General features: G+C 73.1%; 15 protein-coding genes. 10 read left to right on the forward strand and 5 right to left on the reverse strand.

Going from position 1 to position 15,256, the window contains the following annotated elements; translation table 11 throughout:
• Positions 1-3: 3 nt before the first annotated feature.
• Entirely contained in the window at positions 4-1,446 is a 1,443-nt protein-coding gene (locus tag KUM32_RS00345; protein ID WP_217139673.1) for a HAMP domain-containing sensor histidine kinase, read from the forward strand.
• Here KUM32_RS00345 and KUM32_RS00350 read toward each other — a convergent pair.
• Entirely contained in the window at positions 1,425-2,420 is a 996-nt protein-coding gene (locus tag KUM32_RS00350) for a TAXI family TRAP transporter solute-binding subunit (protein WP_217139674.1), read from the reverse strand. The genes KUM32_RS00345 and KUM32_RS00350 overlap by 22 nt on opposite strands.
• Positions 2,421-2,530: 110 nt before the next feature.
• Between KUM32_RS00350 and KUM32_RS00355 the strand changes: the two genes are divergently transcribed.
• A complete protein-coding gene (locus KUM32_RS00355; protein ID WP_217139675.1) occupies positions 2,531-2,959 on the forward strand; it encodes a MazG nucleotide pyrophosphohydrolase domain-containing protein in 429 nt (142 codons plus the stop codon).
• Between the two features lie 342 nt (positions 2,960-3,301).
• On the opposite strand, the gene KUM32_RS00360 is transcribed toward KUM32_RS00355, so the two are convergent.
• Both KUM32_RS00360 and KUM32_RS00365 read right to left on the reverse strand, forming a co-directional pair.
• Complete coding sequence (locus KUM32_RS00360) at positions 3,302-4,552, reverse strand: cation:proton antiporter (RefSeq protein WP_217139676.1); 1,251 nt, start codon at positions 4,550-4,552, stop codon at positions 3,302-3,304.
• A 4-nt stretch (positions 4,553-4,556) separates the two neighbouring features.
• Entirely contained in the window at positions 4,557-5,042 is a 486-nt protein-coding gene (locus KUM32_RS00365; RefSeq protein WP_217139677.1) for a TrkA C-terminal domain-containing protein, read from the reverse strand.
• A 198-nt stretch (positions 5,043-5,240) separates the two neighbouring features.
• On the opposite strand from KUM32_RS00365, the gene KUM32_RS00370 reads away from it, so the two are divergent.
• The 4 genes from KUM32_RS00370 to KUM32_RS00385 all read left to right on the forward strand — a co-directional run bounded on the left by KUM32_RS00370 (position 5,241) and on the right by KUM32_RS00385 (position 9,235).
• Positions 5,241-6,215 carry a HAMP domain-containing sensor histidine kinase gene (locus KUM32_RS00370; protein ID WP_217139678.1) on the forward strand — a complete coding sequence of 325 codons (975 nt, stop codon included), beginning with the start codon at positions 5,241-5,243 and terminating at the stop codon, positions 6,213-6,215.
• Positions 6,215-6,874, forward strand: coding sequence for a response regulator transcription factor (locus KUM32_RS00375; protein WP_217139679.1), 660 nt, complete (start codon positions 6,215-6,217; stop codon positions 6,872-6,874). The genes KUM32_RS00370 and KUM32_RS00375 overlap by 1 nt, the downstream gene beginning before the upstream one ends.
• Positions 6,875-6,952: 78 nt before the next feature.
• Positions 6,953-8,470: a tRNA (N6-isopentenyl adenosine(37)-C2)-methylthiotransferase MiaB gene (gene miaB / locus KUM32_RS00380; protein ID WP_217139680.1), complete on the forward strand. Its 1,518-nt coding sequence runs from the start codon at positions 6,953-6,955 to the stop codon at positions 8,468-8,470.
• 51 nt (positions 8,471-8,521) lie between these two features.
• Entirely contained in the window at positions 8,522-9,235 is a 714-nt protein-coding gene (locus tag KUM32_RS00385) for a class III extradiol dioxygenase subunit B-like domain-containing protein (protein WP_217139681.1), read from the forward strand.
• Between the two features lie 103 nt (positions 9,236-9,338).
• Here KUM32_RS00385 and KUM32_RS00390 read toward each other — a convergent pair whose 3' ends face one another.
• Positions 9,339-9,632, reverse strand: a complete 294-nt coding sequence (locus tag KUM32_RS00390) for an antitoxin (RefSeq protein ID WP_217139682.1) — start codon at positions 9,630-9,632, stop codon at positions 9,339-9,341.
• A 23-nt stretch (positions 9,633-9,655) separates the two neighbouring features.
• On the reverse strand, positions 9,656-9,937 hold the full coding sequence (locus tag KUM32_RS00395; RefSeq protein ID WP_217139683.1) for a hypothetical protein: 282 nt from the start codon (positions 9,935-9,937) through the stop codon (positions 9,656-9,658).
• Between the two features lie 181 nt (positions 9,938-10,118).
• On the opposite strand from KUM32_RS00395, the gene miaA reads away from it, so the two are divergent.
• The 4 genes from miaA to KUM32_RS00415 all read left to right on the forward strand — a co-directional run bounded on the left by miaA (position 10,119) and on the right by KUM32_RS00415 (position 15,034).
• Positions 10,119-11,057, forward strand: coding sequence for a tRNA (adenosine(37)-N6)-dimethylallyltransferase MiaA (miaA, locus tag KUM32_RS00400; protein ID WP_217139684.1), 939 nt, complete (start codon positions 10,119-10,121; stop codon positions 11,055-11,057).
• 107 nt (positions 11,058-11,164) lie between these two features.
• Positions 11,165-11,665, forward strand: a complete 501-nt coding sequence (locus KUM32_RS00405) for a hypothetical protein (RefSeq protein WP_217139689.1) — start codon at positions 11,165-11,167, stop codon at positions 11,663-11,665.
• Between the two features lie 100 nt (positions 11,666-11,765).
• Positions 11,766-12,653, forward strand: a complete 888-nt coding sequence (gene dapF, locus KUM32_RS00410) for a diaminopimelate epimerase (protein WP_217139685.1) — start codon at positions 11,766-11,768, stop codon at positions 12,651-12,653.
• A 215-nt stretch (positions 12,654-12,868) separates the two neighbouring features.
• On the forward strand, positions 12,869-15,034 hold the full coding sequence (locus tag KUM32_RS00415; protein WP_217139690.1) for a bifunctional (p)ppGpp synthetase/guanosine-3',5'-bis(diphosphate) 3'-pyrophosphohydrolase: 2,166 nt from the start codon (positions 12,869-12,871) through the stop codon (positions 15,032-15,034).
• Positions 15,035-15,256: the final 222 nt, after the last annotated feature.

A 15,256-nucleotide genomic window follows, 5' to 3' on the forward strand; every position in this document is an offset into this window, starting at 1 on the left:
CGGGTGAGCACACGCCTGCTCCCGCTGCTCATCGTCCTGATGGCGGCCGTCCTGCTCGCGCTCGGTGTCCCGCTCGGTGTGAGCGTCGCCCGCGCGGAGCAGCAGGGGGTCGTCGTCGACCGCATAGACGACACGGCGCGCTTCGCCGCGCTCGCCCAGTTCGTCACCGAGGACGCGCCCGGCGGCTCCCGCCGGACGACCACCGACGAGCGCCTGGAGACCCTGCAGACCGAACTCACCAGCTACGAAGAGGTCTACGGCATCAGGGCGGGCGTCTTCTACCGCAACCACATCCCGATGGCCAACGCGCCGACGACCTGGTTCCTCCCCCAGAGGGGCGAGGTGCGGGACGCCTTCGACGAGGCGCTGCTCAGTCGCCGCAGTCACGATCCGCAACAGGTGTGGCCCTGGGAGAACGGCCGGCTCGTGGTCGCCTCACCGGTCATCCGGGACGGGGACGTCGTCGCGGTCGTGGTCACCGACTCGCCCACCGACTCGATGCGCTCGCGCACCCTGCGCGGCTGGCTGCTCATCGGCGCCGGCGAGATCGCCGCGATGCTGCTCGCCGTCGGTGCCGCCCTCCGGCTGACGGGATGGGTGCTCAGACCGGTACGCGTCCTGGACGCCACCACCCACGACATCGCCACCGGACGGCTCAAGTCCAGGGTCGCGCCCGCCGGGGGGCCGCCGGAGCTCAGGCGCCTGGCCCGCTCGTTCAACGAGATGGCGGACCACGTCGAGGACGTACTGGAGCAGCAGCGTGCCTTCGTCGCCGATGCCTCGCACCAGCTGCGCAACCCCCTCTCGGCCCTGCTGTTGCGCATCGAACTGCTCGCGCTGGAACTGCCCGAGGGCAATGAGGAGATCGCCTCCGTCCAGGCCGAGGGCAAGCGCCTGGCCCGGGTCCTGGACGACCTGCTCGACCTGGCGCTGGCGGAGCACAGCGAGGCGGACCTGAAGGTCACCGACATCGGCGCGCTGGCCACCGAGCGGGTGGCGGCCTGGTCGCCGACGGCCGAGGCCAAGGACGTACGACTGGTGGGGGACTGCCCGCCGACCACGGGCTGGGCCGATCCGGTGACCCTGTCCAGCGCCCTCGACGCGGTCATCGACAACGCGGTGAAGTTCACGCCGCCGGACGGGACGGTCCGGGTCAGGGTCGACTCCACCGGAGAGGCCACCAGGGTCGTCGTCACCGACGACGGCCCGGGGCTGACCGACGAGGAGCTCACGCGCGTGGGCGACCGTTTCTGGCGCAGTGGCCGGCACCAGAACATCAAGGGCTCCGGCCTCGGCCTGTCCATCTGCCGGGCGCTGCTCGCGGCGGGCGACGGCTCGGTCTCCTTCGGCCACCACGAGCCGCACGGCCTCGAGGTGACGGTCACCGTGCCCAGGTCGGGACCGCGGAAGGAACCGGAACGCCCCTACGGCTTCACCGACCGGTAGTAGCGCCGGGCGCCCTCGTGCAGTTCCAGGGGATCGGTGTAGATCGCCGTACGCAGATCCACCAGCTGCGCCGAGTGGACGTGTTTCCCGATGCCGTCGCGGCTGTCGAGCACCGTCCTGGTCAGCCACTCGGTGAGGCGCGGATCCACGTCCGCGCGTGTCACCAGCAGGTTGGACACCGCCATGGTGGGCACCACAGTGCCGTTCTGCACGGTGGGGTAGGCCGACTCCGCCATGTTGGTGGTGCGGTAGTAGCGGGTCGCGCCACCGGACTCGTGCAGCTTGGCGACGAGGTCCTCACCTATCGGCACGAACCGGAAGGCGGAGGTCTCCGCGATCTTCCTGAGCCCGTCCGTCGGCACCCCTCCCGACCAGAAGAACGCGTCGAGTTCGCCGCCCAGCCGTGCGGGGCCGGTGTCGATGCCGTCCGCACGGGGGGTGATGTCCTTCTCCGGGTCGATGCCCACGGCTTCCAGCAGCCGGGTGGCGATCAGCCGTACGCCCGAGTTCGGCAGCCCGATGGCGACCCGCTTGCCCCGCAGGTCGGCGACGGACTGGATGTCCGAGTCGCTCGGCACGACGAGCTGTACGTAGTCGTCGTAGAGACGGGTGACCCCGCGCAGCTCGTCGGCGCCGGGCCCACCGGCGAGCTTGTACGTCTCCACCGCGTCGGCCGCGGCGATCGTGAAGTCGGCCTTCCCGGACGCCACCCGCTCGACGTTCTCCTGCGAGCCCGCGCTGGTCATCAGCCGCACCTTCAGGTCCGGCATGTCCTTGCGCAGCTCGGTGCGCAGCAGCTCGCCGTACTTCTGGTACACACCCGCGCGGGTGCCCGTGCTGAACGTGATGGTCGCGCTCGGCGGCTCCTCGCCCAGCGGCAGCAGCCACCACAGCAGGAGACCGAGGGCGACGACGCCGGCGACCGCCCCCTGGACGGCCCGGCGCCCGCCGATACGGGAGAGCAGCGCGGACATGCGGGCGATCCTGCCAGTCCGCAACCCCGCTGACCAGGGCGGAGCGCACAGGACGGCCGTGCGCTGGAGCGTGGGGCCCACTGTCGGTGGCGCTCGCTACAGTCGTCGGCATGAGTACCTCGCCCGCCGACCTGGTCCGTGCCTTCCATCTCGCCTTCGGGCTGGACGCCCGCAGCACTCCGACGGAGGTCTCGCCCGACCTGGCCGCGCACAGGGGCGAGCTGCTGGCCGAGGAGGCCGCGGAGGTCGCTGAGGTGTCGGTGACGGGCCCGCTCGACCGGCTCGCGCACGAACTGGCCGACGTGGTCTACGTCGCCTACGGCACGGCCCTCGTCCACGGCGTCGACCTCGACGCGGTGATCGCCGAGATCCACCGTTCCAACATGACCAAGCTGGGCCCCGACGGCCGCGTCAGCCGCAGGGCCGACGGCAAGGTCCTCAAGGGCGACCACTACGAGGCGCCGGACGTGGCGGGCGTACTGCGCCGCCAGGGGTGGGCGCCCGCCACGACGGAACCGCAGGAGGCGCCGGGGGCCTGAGCGACGGAGGAGGAGTGCCCGGGGCGGGCCGTGCGGGTGCCGTGCGGGCCGTGTGCCGGGGACGGGTTGGCGGTGTCGCCGTGGCGACGGATCCGTACGCGGGCTGCCGCGCCACCGCGCGGGCGCGGCGGGCCGCGCCCGCGGTGAGGAACCGCACGGCGGCTCCTGCACGGGTGACCGCGCCGTGTGCGGCCACGGCCCGTGGGGTCGGCAGGAGGTCCGAGGCGGCGGGGCGACGACCCACGCCGCACGCCCCGCGTGCCGTGCGTGCGCCGTGCCGCCGACATGGACGTCGGCTCCCGCACCACCCCGGCACCCGCTGTGCCGGGGTCGTGCTCCGGGTCAGTCGCCCACCGACGCCTCCGCGCCCGCCGTCCGCGGCGTGCCGTCCAGCCCGCCCGGGCCGTCGCCGTTGACGCCACCGGGGCGGTCGGGGGTGTCGCGGTGGAGAAGCCGCCGCGCCAGCGGCTCGGTGAAGCGGGCGGTGAGGGGGCCGAGCACGACCAGGATGAGCACGTAGGCCGTGGCGAGCGGGCCCAGGGACGGTTCGATGCCGGCCGAGACCGCGAGGCCCGCGATGACGATCGAGAACTCGCCGCGCGCCACCAGCGCGCCGCCCGCGCGCCAGCGCCCCTTGACGGAGATCCCGGCACGCCGGGCGGCCCAGTACCCCGTGGCGATCTTCGTCACCGCGGTGAGCAGGGCGAGCGCGAGCGCGGGCAGCAGGACCGGGGGGATGCTGGCCGGATCGGTGTGCAGCCCGAAGAAGACGAAGAAGACAGCCGCGAACAGGTCCCGCAGCGGGCTCAGCAGTGTGTGCGCCCCCTCCGCGACCTCCCCCGACAGCGCGATGCCCACCAGGAAGGCCCCCACCGCGGCCGACACCTGGAGCTGCTGCGCGACGCCCGCGACCAGGATCGTCAGCCCCAGCACCACCAGCAGCAGCTTCTCCGGGTCGTCGCTGGAGACGAACCGCGATATGAGACGGCCGTAGCGGACGGCCACGAACAGCACCAGGCCCGCCGCGGCCAGCGCGACCGCCAGCGTGATGCTCCCGGTCATCAGCCCGGCGCCGGCCACCAGGGCCGTGACGATCGGCAGGTACACCGCCATCGCCAGGTCCTCCAGGACCAGCACGCTCAGGATCACCGGGGTCTCCCGGTTGCCGACCCGTCCCAGATCGCCCAGCACCTTGGCGATGACACCGGACGACGAGATCCACGTCACGCCGGCCAGGACGACGGCCGCCACCGGGCCCCAGCCCAGCAGCAACGCGGCCACCGCGCCCGGCACGGCGTTGAGCGCGCAGTCGACGATGCCCGCTGGATAGTGGGCCTTGAGGTTGGTGACCAGGTCACCGGCCGAGTACTCCAGGCCCAGCATCAACAGCAACAGGATGACGCCGATCTCGGCGCCGGTGGCGACGAACTCCTCGCTCGCACCCAGCGGAAGCAGCCCGCCCACACCGAACGCGAGACCGGCCAGCAAGTAGAGCGGGATGGGGGAGAGGCGGTAGCGGCCGGCGAGCCGGCCGAGCAGCCCCAGCCCCAGGATGATGGAACCGAACTCGATCAGCAGAACCGCGGAGTGCACCGGCTCACTCCTGCCCGAGTATCGCCGCGGCCGCGTCGACGCCCTCCCGGGTGCCGATGACGATCAAGGTGTCACCACCCACCAGGCGGAAGTCCGGCGCCGGCGACGGGACGGCCTCCGCCCGGCGCAGCACCGCCACCACCGACGCGCCGGTGTCGGTCCGCATCCGCGTGTCGCCCAGTACCCGCCCGTTCCAGCGGGACGTGGCGGCCACCTCGATCCGCTCGGCGACCAGCCCGAGATCCGTGGTGTAGAGCAGGTTCGCGCTGTGGTGGGACGGCTTCAGCGCGTCGATCAGCGCGCTCGCCTCCGGGCCGGCCAGCCGGAGCGACTGGGCGCAGGAGTCGGGGTCGTCGGTCCGGTACATGTTCACCGTGCGGGTGCCGTCGCGGTGCGCCACCACCGACAGATGGCGGTGTTCGCGGGTCACCAGGTCGTACTGGACTCCGATACCCGGCAGCGGCGTCGCCCTGAGGCGTGGGGCTGACACGAGCTTCCCCCTCATTCGTCGTGCGTCTCTTGTTGCGCCTGCCGCACGTCGGTGACGTGCGCGCGGCCTCGTCATGCTGTCATCCGCACGTACGGTGGCGATATGGGTGTCGTGACGGATATACGCGGCCGGTCGCGGGCGGCGAGGCTGGTCGCGACGGTGTTGCGCGTGAAGGCCGGGAGGAGCGGGAAGGGAACCGTGTCGCTGTTCTGGCGGATCTTCTCGCTCAACGCCGCGGGTCTCGTCGCGGCCACCGCGCTGCTGCTGGGACCGGTCACCGTGTCGACCCCCGTCCTGCCCGGAGAGGCGCTGATCCTGCTCGGGGGCCTCGCGGTACTACTGGCCGGCAACGCCATCGTCCTGCGCATGGGTCTCACCCCGCTGCACCGCCTGGGCCGCGCCATGGCCACCGCCGACCTGCTGGTGCCGGGCGCCCGCCCGCCGGTCGCGGGACCCGCGGAGGCGGCTGAGCTGATCGCGACGTACAACACGATGCTCGACCGGCTCCAGGCCGAACGCGCGGCCGGGGCGGGCCGCGCACTGCACGCGCAGGAACGCGAACGCCACCGCATCGCCCGGGAGCTCCACGACGAGGTGGGACAGACCTTCACCGCCGTGCTCCTCCAGCTCAAACGGGTCGCCGACCGGGTCCCGGGGGACCTGCGCGAGGAGGTGTCACTCGCGCAGGAGGCCACCCGGGCCGGCCTGGACGAGATCCGCCGCATCGCCCGCCGCCTGCGCCCCGGCGTCCTGGAGGAACTGGGCCTCGCCAGCGCCCTGCGCTCGCTCGCCGCCGAGTTCACGCATCACGGGCTCACCGTCCACCACCACGTCCCCGGCGACCTCCCCGCACTTGCCCCGGAGGCGGAGCTCGTGATCTACCGGGTCGCCCAGGAAGGCCTGACCAACACCGCCCGCCACTCCGCCGCCGACCGCGCCGAACTCAGCCTCAGCCCCCTGCCCGACGGCGTCGAACTGCTCGTCCGGGACAACGGCACCGGCCTCGGCACGGCCCCCGAGGGCGCCGGGATCCGCGGCATGCGCGAGCGGGCCCTGCTGATAGGAGCCGAGATCCACATCGAACCCGCCCCCGGACGGGGCACCGACGTACGCCTGCACATCCCCGCCCCGACCGGGCACGGCCACGGTGCCCGAGCCGGGGACCGCGCCTGATGTCCACCCGGCCCCCGATCCGCGTCCTGCTGGCCGACGACCACACCCTCGTACGCCGAGGAGTGCGCCTCATCCTGGACGGCGAGCCGGACCTGACGGTCGTCGCCGAGGCCGGTGACGGCGCCGAGGCGGTGGCGGCCGCACGGGCCACCGAGGCCGACCTGGCCGTCCTGGACGTCGCCATGCCCCGCATGACCGGCCTCCAGGCGGCCCGCGAACTCTCCCGCCGCCTGCCCGAGCTGCGCATCCTCATCCTGACCATGTACGACAACGAGCAGTACTTCTTCGAGGCACTCAAGGCCGGGGCCTGCGGATACGTCCTCAAGTCCGTCGCCGACCGCGACCTGGTCGAGGCGTGCCGGGCGGCCGTACGCGACGAACCGTTCATCTACCCCGGCGCGGAGCGTGCCCTGGTCCGCTCCTACCTGGACCGCATGCACCGGGGCGGTGACCTGCCCGAGCGGCCCATCACCGAACGCGAGGAGGAGATCCTCAAGCTCGTCGCCGAGGGCCACACCTCCAAGGAGATCGGCGAGCTGTTGTTCATCAGCGCCAAGACCGTGGAGCGCCACCGCGCGAACCTCCTCCAGAAGCTGGGCGTGCGCGACCGTCTGGAGCTGACCCGGTACGCGATCAGGGCTGGTCTCATCGAGCCCTGACCGTCGCCTGACCAGCGGCGACCCCGGTTGTCCACAGGCGGCCCGGGCCATCGTCGGCGACCGCCTACCCTTATTGCCATGAGCAGCATCGACCGGAGCCAGTCAGTGGGCGGCACGCGCACCTACGAAGTACGCACCTACGGGTGCCAGATGAACGTCCACGACTCCGAGCGATTGTCCGGGCTGCTGGAGGACGCGGGCTACGTCCGCGCCCCCGAGGGCGCCGACGGCGACGCGGACGTCGTCGTCTTCAACACCTGCGCCGTGCGGGAGAACGCCGACAACAAGCTGTACGGCAACCTCGGCCACCTCGCCCCGAAGAAGGCGAGCCGACCCGGGATGCAGATCGCCGTCGGCGGCTGCCTCGCGCAGAAGGACCGCGACACCATCGTGAAGCGGGCCCCGTGGGTGGACGTCGTCTTCGGCACGCACAACATCGGCAAGCTGCCCGTCCTGCTGGAGCGCGCCCGCGTGCAGGAGGAGGCCCAGGTCGAGATCGCCGAGTCCCTGGAGGCGTTCCCGTCCACGCTGCCCACCCGGCGCGAGAGCGCCTACGCGGCCTGGGTCTCCATTTCCGTCGGCTGCAACAACACCTGTACCTTCTGCATCGTCCCGGCACTGCGCGGCAAGGAGAAGGACCGTCGGCCCGGTGACATCCTGGCGGAGGTCGAGGCCCTGGTCGCCGAGGGCGTCTCCGAGATCACCCTCCTCGGGCAGAACGTCAACGCCTACGGCTCCGACATCGGCGACCGCGAGGCGTTCAGCAAGCTGCTGCGTGCCTGCGGGAAGATCGACGGTCTGGAGCGCGTCCGCTTCACCTCCCCGCACCCGCGCGACTTCACCGACGACGTGATCGCCGCCATGGCCGAGACGCCCAACGTGATGCCGCAGCTGCACATGCCGCTCCAGTCGGGCTCGGACCCGGTCCTCAAGGCGATGCGCCGTTCGTACCGGCAGGAGCGCTACCTGGGGATCATCGAGAAGGTGCGGGCCGCCATCCCGCACGCGGCGATCACCACCGACATCATCGTGGGCTTCCCCGGCGAGACCGAGGAGGACTTCCAGCAGACGCTGCACGTGGTGCGCGAGGCCCGGTTCGCACAGGCCTTCACCTTCCAGTACTCGAAGCGGCCCGGCACCCCGGCCGCCGAGATGGACGACCAGATCCCCAAGGCCGTCGTCCAGGAGCGCTACGAGCGTCTCGTCGCCCTCCAGGAGGAGATCTCCTGGGAGGAGAACAAGAAGCAGGTCGGCCGCACGCTGGAGCTGATGGTCGCCGAGGGCGAGGGCCGCAAGGACGGCACCACCCACCGGCTCTCCGGCCGCGCCCCCGACAACCGCCTGGTGCACTTCACCAAGCCCGACCAGGAGGTCCGCCCGGGTGACGTGGTGACGGTCGAGATCACCTACGCCGCCCCGCACCACCTCCTCGCCGAGGGCGCGGTGCTCGACGTCCGCCGCACGCGCGCGGGCGACGCCTGGGAGAAGCGCAACGCGGCCGAGCAGACCAAGCCCGCGGGAGTGATGCTGGGCCTGCCGAAGATCGGCGCTCCCGCGCCCCTGCCGGCCGTGGCGAGCGGCTGCGGCTGCGACTGACGGCAGGGCGTGCCGCCTGCGGACGGCGGTACGGGGGCTACGCTGCCGCACATGCTTGTCGCCGCCGCCGTCTGTCCCTGCCCGCCACTGCTCGTACCGGAGGTCGCCGCGGGCGCCGCACGGGAGCTGGACGCCGCGCGCGCCGCGTGCACGGACGCGCTGGGCGTGCTGGCCGCCGCCCGGCCCGACCGGCTCGTGGTCGTCGGCCCCGCGGACTCCGCCGGGCCCGAGGTCTACCCGCAGGGCACGCGGGGTTCTTTCCGCGGCTTCGGTGTGGATCTGGACGTGTGCCTGGGTGCCGACCGGGGCGTGGCGGCCGGACGCGGCCTGCCGTACGGGCTCGCCGTGGGCGCCTGGCTGCTGTGGCGGACCGGGTGGGCCGGGACGCCGGTCGAGGGCATCGGCGTGGGGGAGGCCCTCCCCGCCGAGCGTTGCGCCGCCGTCGGGCGGGAGGTGGCGGCGCGGGCCGGGCGGGTCGCACTGCTGGTGCTGGGCGATGCCAGCGCGTGCCGCACGCTCAAGGCCCCGGGGTACCTGGACGAGCGGGCGGCACCCTTCGACGCGGCGGCGGGACGGGCCCTGGGGGCGGCGGACGTGGCCGCTCTCGCGGCGCTGGACGCCGGGCTGGCCCGCGAGCTGAAGGCGTCCGGCCGGGCGCCCTGGCAGGTCCTGGCGGGCGCGGCCGAGGGCACGGACCTCACCGGTGCGCTGCTCTACGAGGACGCCCCCTACGGGGTGGGGTACGTCGCGGCGGCCTGGTCCTAGCCGGACGGACGCGTGGGCGGGCGGACCGGTGCGGACCAGCCGGCCCGCACCGGTCCGCCCGCCCACGCGCCGGTGACCCGCCTGTGCGCCCGGGGCGAGCGGGTCAGGAGGCCGGAGGCGGCCCGGCCGGCGGGGGGCCGCCCGCCGTGGTGCCCGGCGGGCCTCCGCTCCCGTCCGTGCCACCGGTGTCCTTGTGGGCGAGGCGGTCCATGGCGTCCTTGGCCCTGCCCGTGCCCGTCTGGATCCGATCGCTGTACTTGCCCTTGGTCCTCTCGTCGACGGTCTTCGCCACCTTGTCGAGACCTCGGTCGATCTTGTCCCCGTGCTGCTGTGCGAGGTGGGAGACCTTGCCCTTCGCCGGTTCCAGTTTGGCCCTCAGATTGTCCAGGAGACCCATGGTTCCCCTTCCCTAGCGGGGCGTCAGGTGCGGGCGCCCTCGTCGGAGTCGTTGTCGACGGCCTCCCCGGCGGACTGCTGCTTGGGGATCCCGACGCCTTCCGGGTCGTCGGCCACGTCGGCCTCGTCCGGCTCTGCGGGCCGCGCCGTGTTCCGGGGGCCGGCGTCGGCCGTTTCCGCGGCCTGCGTCGCGTCCTCCGCCGCGCGCCCGGTTTCGGGGGTGTCGGGGGTGGCGGCCCGCGTTTCGGCGGCCGGCGCCTCCTCCGTGGCCTTCGACCTCCGAAGAAGCCGTGCAAAAACGCCCATATCAACTCCATACGTTACTCGTGCGGGCGACATCCCGCGGCATCCGGTGCGTCCGTTCGCGCGGTCCGGGGTACGAGCCCGGCGGTCCGGGGCGGGAACCTCGCAACGGGCAACGACCCCGGCGTCGCGCCGTCACGTAACTCGTTCGAGGGCGGGCTGAGAGGTTTGCGAGACTGGTGTGGTGAGCAGCGCACCCCCCGCCCCCCGCGTCATCGCCGTAGTCGGTCCCACCGCGGCCGGAAAGTCCGATCTGGGCGTTTTCCTGGCCCGGCAGCTGGGCGGCGAGGTCGTCAACGCCGACTCCATGCAGCTCTACCGCGGGATGGACATCGGTACCGCCAAGCTGACGACCGAGGAACGCGGTGGCGTGCCGCATCATCTGCTCGACATCTGGGACGTGACCGTCACGGCGTCCGTGGCCGAGTACCAGCGTCTGGCCCGGGAGCGCATCGACGCACTGCTCGCCGAGGGGCGCTGGCCGATCCTGGTCGGCGGCTCCGGCCTCTACGTCCGCGGGGCCGTCGACAACCTAGAGTTCCCCGGCACCGACCCCGTCGTCAGGGCCCGGCTGGAGGAGGAGCTCGCGCTGCGGGGGCCGGGGGCACTCCACGCCCGCCTGGCCGCGGCCGACCCGGAGGCCGCGCGGGCCATCCTGCCCGGCAACGGGCGCCGGATCGTGCGGGCCCTGGAGGTGATCGAGATCACCGGCATGCCCTTCACCGCCAACCTCCCCGGTCACGACTCCGTCTACGACACCGTGCAGATCGGCGTCGACGTGGCCCGCCCCGAGCTGGACGAGCGCATCGCCCGCCGGGTCGACCGGATGTGGGAGGGGGGCCTGGTGGACGAGGTGCGCGCCCTTGAGGCGCAGGGGTTGCGTGAGGGGCGTACGGCGTCACGCGCACTGGGCTACCAGCAGGTTCTCGCGGCGCTCGCCGGCGAGTGCACCCTGGAGGAGGCACGCGTCGAGACCGTCCGTGCCACCAAACGCTTCGCGCGCCGTCAGGATTCGTGGTTCAGGCGCGACCCCCGGGTGCACTGGTTGAGTGGGGCCGCGGCGGATCGCGGGGAACTTCCGCAGCTCGCGCTGTCGTTGATCGAACGACCGGTTACAGCCTGATCACGTGATGGCATCGGGAAGCCCCGGCCGCCATCCGGGTCTTCGGCGGCGTGCCATCATCGAGCTTCGATCGACCGAGTGAGTCCTAGTTGGGAGGGCGCGTGGCGATGGAGGCCGGCCCTCGCGACACCGCACCGAGTACCGAACACGTCCCCGCCGCCGACGGCGAACCGCAGCCGGACGGAGCCGCTCTGAGCCCCGACGGCCCCGACGAGACGCCGGAGGGCGTGGCCGCCGACGGGCCCGAGCCCGACGCGATGTACGGGGACGAGGTCGAGGTCGAGCTGCGTCCGCAGCGACGGCTGCGCATCTGGCAGCTCGCGCCCATCGTGTGCCTGGCCGCGGTCGGCTCCCTGATGTTCGCCTTCCCGCTCGCCTTCGACTTCGGCGACAGCGGGGCCGTGATCGCGATGCTGGGGCTGCTGATCTGCTCCTGCGCGGCCGGCTGGGGCATGATGGCCGCCCGCCGGGTCGGGTACACGTGGCCGGGTCTGCCGCAGCGCGGCTCGGGTCGGCGTGCCGACTGGCGGATGATCCTCGCGTACGCCCTGGCGGTCGTCGCCGTCGTCGTCCTGGCCGTGTGGCGGGTGGCCCGGCTGCGGGGCTGACGCGAGCCACCACCGCGGACCGGGGCCCCGCGCGTCCGTGGCCGTACGGGTGACGCCGGAGGCCGGCCCGCTCCGTCCACCCACCCCGTACGATCGAGGGATGAGCACGCGGATCGCCTTCCTCAAGGGTCACGGCACCGAGAACGACTTCGTGATCGTCCCGGACCCGGACAACGTCCTCGACCTGCCCCCCGCCGCTGCCGCCGCCCTGTGCGACCGCCGCGCGGGCATCGGCGGCGACGGACTGCTGCACGTGGTGCGGTCCGCTGCGCACCCCGAGGCCCGGGCCATGGCGGCCGAGGCGGAGTGGTTCATGGACTACCGCAACGCCGACGGCTCGGTCGCGGAGATGTGCGGCAACGGCGTCCGGGTCTTCGCGTGCTACCTCCAGCGCGCCGGGCACGTCACGGCGGGTGACCTCGCCGTCGCCACGCGCGGAGGCGTCAAGACCGTGCACATCGCCAAGGCCGACGGCGACTTTGCCGCGTGCGACGTCACCGTCGGCATGGGCCGGGCGCTGCTCCCCGAAGGCGACGTCGAGGTGAGCGTGGGCGAGCGCAGCTGGCCCGCGCGCAACGTGAACATGGGCAACCCCCACGCCGTCGCCTTCGTCGCCGACCTCGGCCACGCGGGCGACCTGTACTCCCCGCCGCCGTTCCGGCCGGCCTCCGCCTACCCGGACGGCGTCAACGTCGAGTTCGTGGTCGACCGCGGCCCCCGCCACGTCGCGATGCGCGTGCACGAGCGCGGCTCCGGGGAGACCCGCTCGTGCGGCACGGGCGCGTGTGCCGTTGCCGTCGCCACCGCACGCAGGGACGGTGTCGACCCCGCGGTCACCGGCACCCCGGTGACGTACACCGTCGACGTGCCCGGCGGCACCCTGGTGATCACCGAGCACCCCGACGGCGAGATCGAGATGACCGGCCCCGCGGTGATCGTCGCCGAGGGTGAGTTCGATGCCGGATGGCTGGAAGGGGTACTCGCCTGAACCACAGCCCGGTCCATGACACTCAGTGCGAAACGTAAACCCCCGGTCCATCGCTCGATCGGGTGATCCGTTTCACGCTCGGCGAGAGGCGGTCAGCCGCAGGTGATGGGCTCGATAGCATCAAGCACCGGCCCGGACGGGGGACCGACACCATCCCCTGAGCCGTGTCCGCCCTGGGATACCCCGTCCGCCGGTCCGTGCAGCCGGAGGTGCCCATGAACGCGGAGGCCGTCAATCCAGCGAACCCGGGACCTGTGACGCCCTCGGCCACCGGCGCCGCCGCGCCGACAGCGCCCCGCAGGAAGGCCCGCCCCCGGATCGACCTGCGCCGGCTGGGCCGCGCCGCACTGCTCGGCCCGGCCGCCCGCGGCCGGCTGCCCGACGCCATCGGCCACGTCGTCGAGGCCCACCGTGCCCATCACCCCGACGCCGACCTCGACCCGCTGCGCCGCGCCTACCTGCTGGCCGAGTCCTCGCACCGCGGCCAGATGCGCAAGAGCGGCGAACCGTACATCACCCACCCCCTCGCCGTGACCCTGATCCTCGCCGAACTCGGCGCCGAGACGACCACGTTGACGGCCTCCCTCCTCCACGACACCGTCGAGGACACGGACGTGACGCTGGACCAGGTCGGCGAGCAGTTCGGTGCCGAGGTGCGGTACCTCGTCGACGGCGTCACCAAACTCGAGAAGGTCGACTACGGCGCCGCCGCCGAGCCCGAGACCTTCCGCAAGATGCTCCTCGCCACCGGCAACGACGTCCGCGTGATGTCGATCAAACTCGCCGACCGGCTCCACAACATGCGCACCCTCGGCGTCATGCGCCGGGAGAAACAGGAGCGCATCGCCAAGGTCACCCGGGACGTGCTCATCCCGCTCGCCGAACGGCTCGGCGTCCAGGCGCTCAAGTCCGAGCTGGAGGACCTCGTCTTCGCGGTCATGCACCCCGAGGAGTACGAGCACACCCGGAAGCTGGTCACCGAGAACGCCGCCCGCACGGACGACCCGCTCGCCGAGGTCGCCGACGAGGTGCGCAGAGTGCTCCGCGAGGCCGACATCACCGCCGAAGTCCTCATCCGGCCCCGCCACTTCGTCTCCGTGCACCGCGTCTCCCGCAAGCGCGCCCCCCTCCGCGGCGCCGACTTCGGACGCCTCCTGGTCCTCGTGCAGGAGGACGCCGACTGCTACGCCGTCCTGGGCGAACTGCACACCTGTATGACGCCCGTCGTCTCCGAGTTCAAGGACTTCATCGCCGTACCGAAGTTCAACCTGTACCAGTCGCTGCACACCGCGGTGGCCCGCCCGCAGGACGGCCAGGTCGTCGAAGTCCTCATCCGCACCCACCAGATGCACAAGGTCGCCGAGGCCGGAGTCGTCGCGCTCGGCAACCCCTACGCGCCGCCGTCCGAGGAGCAGACCGCGGGCGACGGCGAGCGCGTCGACCCGACCCGGCCCGGCTGGCTCTCCCGGCTGCTCGACTGGCAGCGCGGCGCCCCCGACCCCGACACCTTCTGGTCCACCCTCCGCGAGGACCTCGCCCAGGACCGCGAGATCACCGTCTTCCGGCCCGACGGCGGCACCCTCGGCCTGCCCGAGGGCGCCACCTGCGTGGACGCCGCGTACGCCCAGTACGGCGAGGACGCGCACGCGACCATGGGCGCCCGGGTCAACGGACGCCTGGCGACCATGAGCACGGTGCTGCGGGACGGCGACACCGTGCAGCTCCTGATGGGGCAGGACCCCGCCTCCGAGCCCTCCAGGGAGTGGCTGGAGCACGCCCACACGCCCGCCGCGCGGATCGCCATCCAGCGTCGGCTCGCGGCCCGTCCGACGCCCGCGCCGGCCGAACCGGGGGAGACGGCGCGCGGTCCCGTCGCCGACGCACCCGTCCCGCGACCGACGTCCGACGGGCCGGCGCCCCGGCCCGCCTCCGCCGACGTCCTCGTCGACGTGCCCGGGGCGACGGTGCGGCTGGCCGGATGCTGCACGCCCGTTCCACCCGACACGATCACCGGCTTCGCCGTGCGCGGGGGAGTCGTGACCGTGCACCGTGTGGAGTGTCCCGTGGTGGCCCGCATGAAGGGCGGGGGGCGCCCCGAGGTCGGTGTGCGCTGGGGCGAGAGTCCCGAATGCCGGGTCACCCTCCTCGCCGAATCGTTCGGCCGTCCCCATCTCCTCGCCGATCTCACCGAGGCCATGGCCCTCGAAGGCGCCGAGATCGTCTCCGCCACCGTCGAACCCCCCGACCGGCAGCGGGTCCGCCACACCTACACCGTCCTGCTCCCGGACGCCGCGCGGCTGCCCGCCCTCATGCGGGCGATGCGCGACGTGGCCGGGGTGTACGACGTGAGCCGGGCACGACCGCAGCCGGCCGGCGCCTGAGCGGGCACCCCCGCCGAGAGCGGCAGCAGCACGAAGAGGGACCCGATCGGGTGTTCCAGGCGCGCGCCGTCACCGCGGCGCAGGCGCGCGCTGATAGCCGTGGGGCATGCCGCACACCCCCCACCCCCCGGCTTCCCCGCCCCCCGCGCGATCCCGCCGTCGGCTCAGAGCCGCGGCGCTGTTCGCCTCGGCCCTCTCCGCCCCCCTGGTCGCCGCGAGCAC

This window comes from Streptomyces sp. AC627_RSS907, from assembly GCF_019049165.1.

What these genes read in the sequence shown, in the direction of transcription:
- KUM32_RS00350 (WP_217139674.1), bottom strand. Translation starts at nt 2,420, where the DNA reads ATGTCCGCGCTGCTCTCCCGTATCGGCGGGCGCCGGGCCGTCCAGGGG.
- KUM32_RS00355 (WP_217139675.1), top strand. Translation starts at nt 2,531, where the DNA reads ATGAGTACCTCGCCCGCCGACCTGGTCCGTGCCTTCCATCTCGCCTTC.
- KUM32_RS00375 (WP_217139679.1), top strand. Translation starts at nt 6,215, where the DNA reads ATGTCCACCCGGCCCCCGATCCGCGTCCTGCTGGCCGACGACCACACC.
- miaB (WP_217139680.1), top strand. Translation starts at nt 6,953, where the DNA reads ATGAGCAGCATCGACCGGAGCCAGTCAGTGGGCGGCACGCGCACCTAC.
- KUM32_RS00385 (WP_217139681.1), top strand. Translation starts at nt 8,522, where the DNA reads ATGCTTGTCGCCGCCGCCGTCTGTCCCTGCCCGCCACTGCTCGTACCG.
- KUM32_RS00390 (WP_217139682.1), bottom strand. Translation starts at nt 9,632, where the DNA reads ATGGGTCTCCTGGACAATCTGAGGGCCAAACTGGAACCGGCGAAGGGC.
- KUM32_RS00395 (WP_217139683.1), bottom strand. Translation starts at nt 9,937, where the DNA reads ATGGGCGTTTTTGCACGGCTTCTTCGGAGGTCGAAGGCCACGGAGGAG.
- KUM32_RS00405 (WP_217139689.1), top strand. Translation starts at nt 11,165, where the DNA reads ATGGAGGCCGGCCCTCGCGACACCGCACCGAGTACCGAACACGTCCCC.
- dapF (WP_217139685.1), top strand. Translation starts at nt 11,766, where the DNA reads ATGAGCACGCGGATCGCCTTCCTCAAGGGTCACGGCACCGAGAACGAC.
- KUM32_RS00415 (WP_217139690.1), top strand. Translation starts at nt 12,869, where the DNA reads ATGAACGCGGAGGCCGTCAATCCAGCGAACCCGGGACCTGTGACGCCC.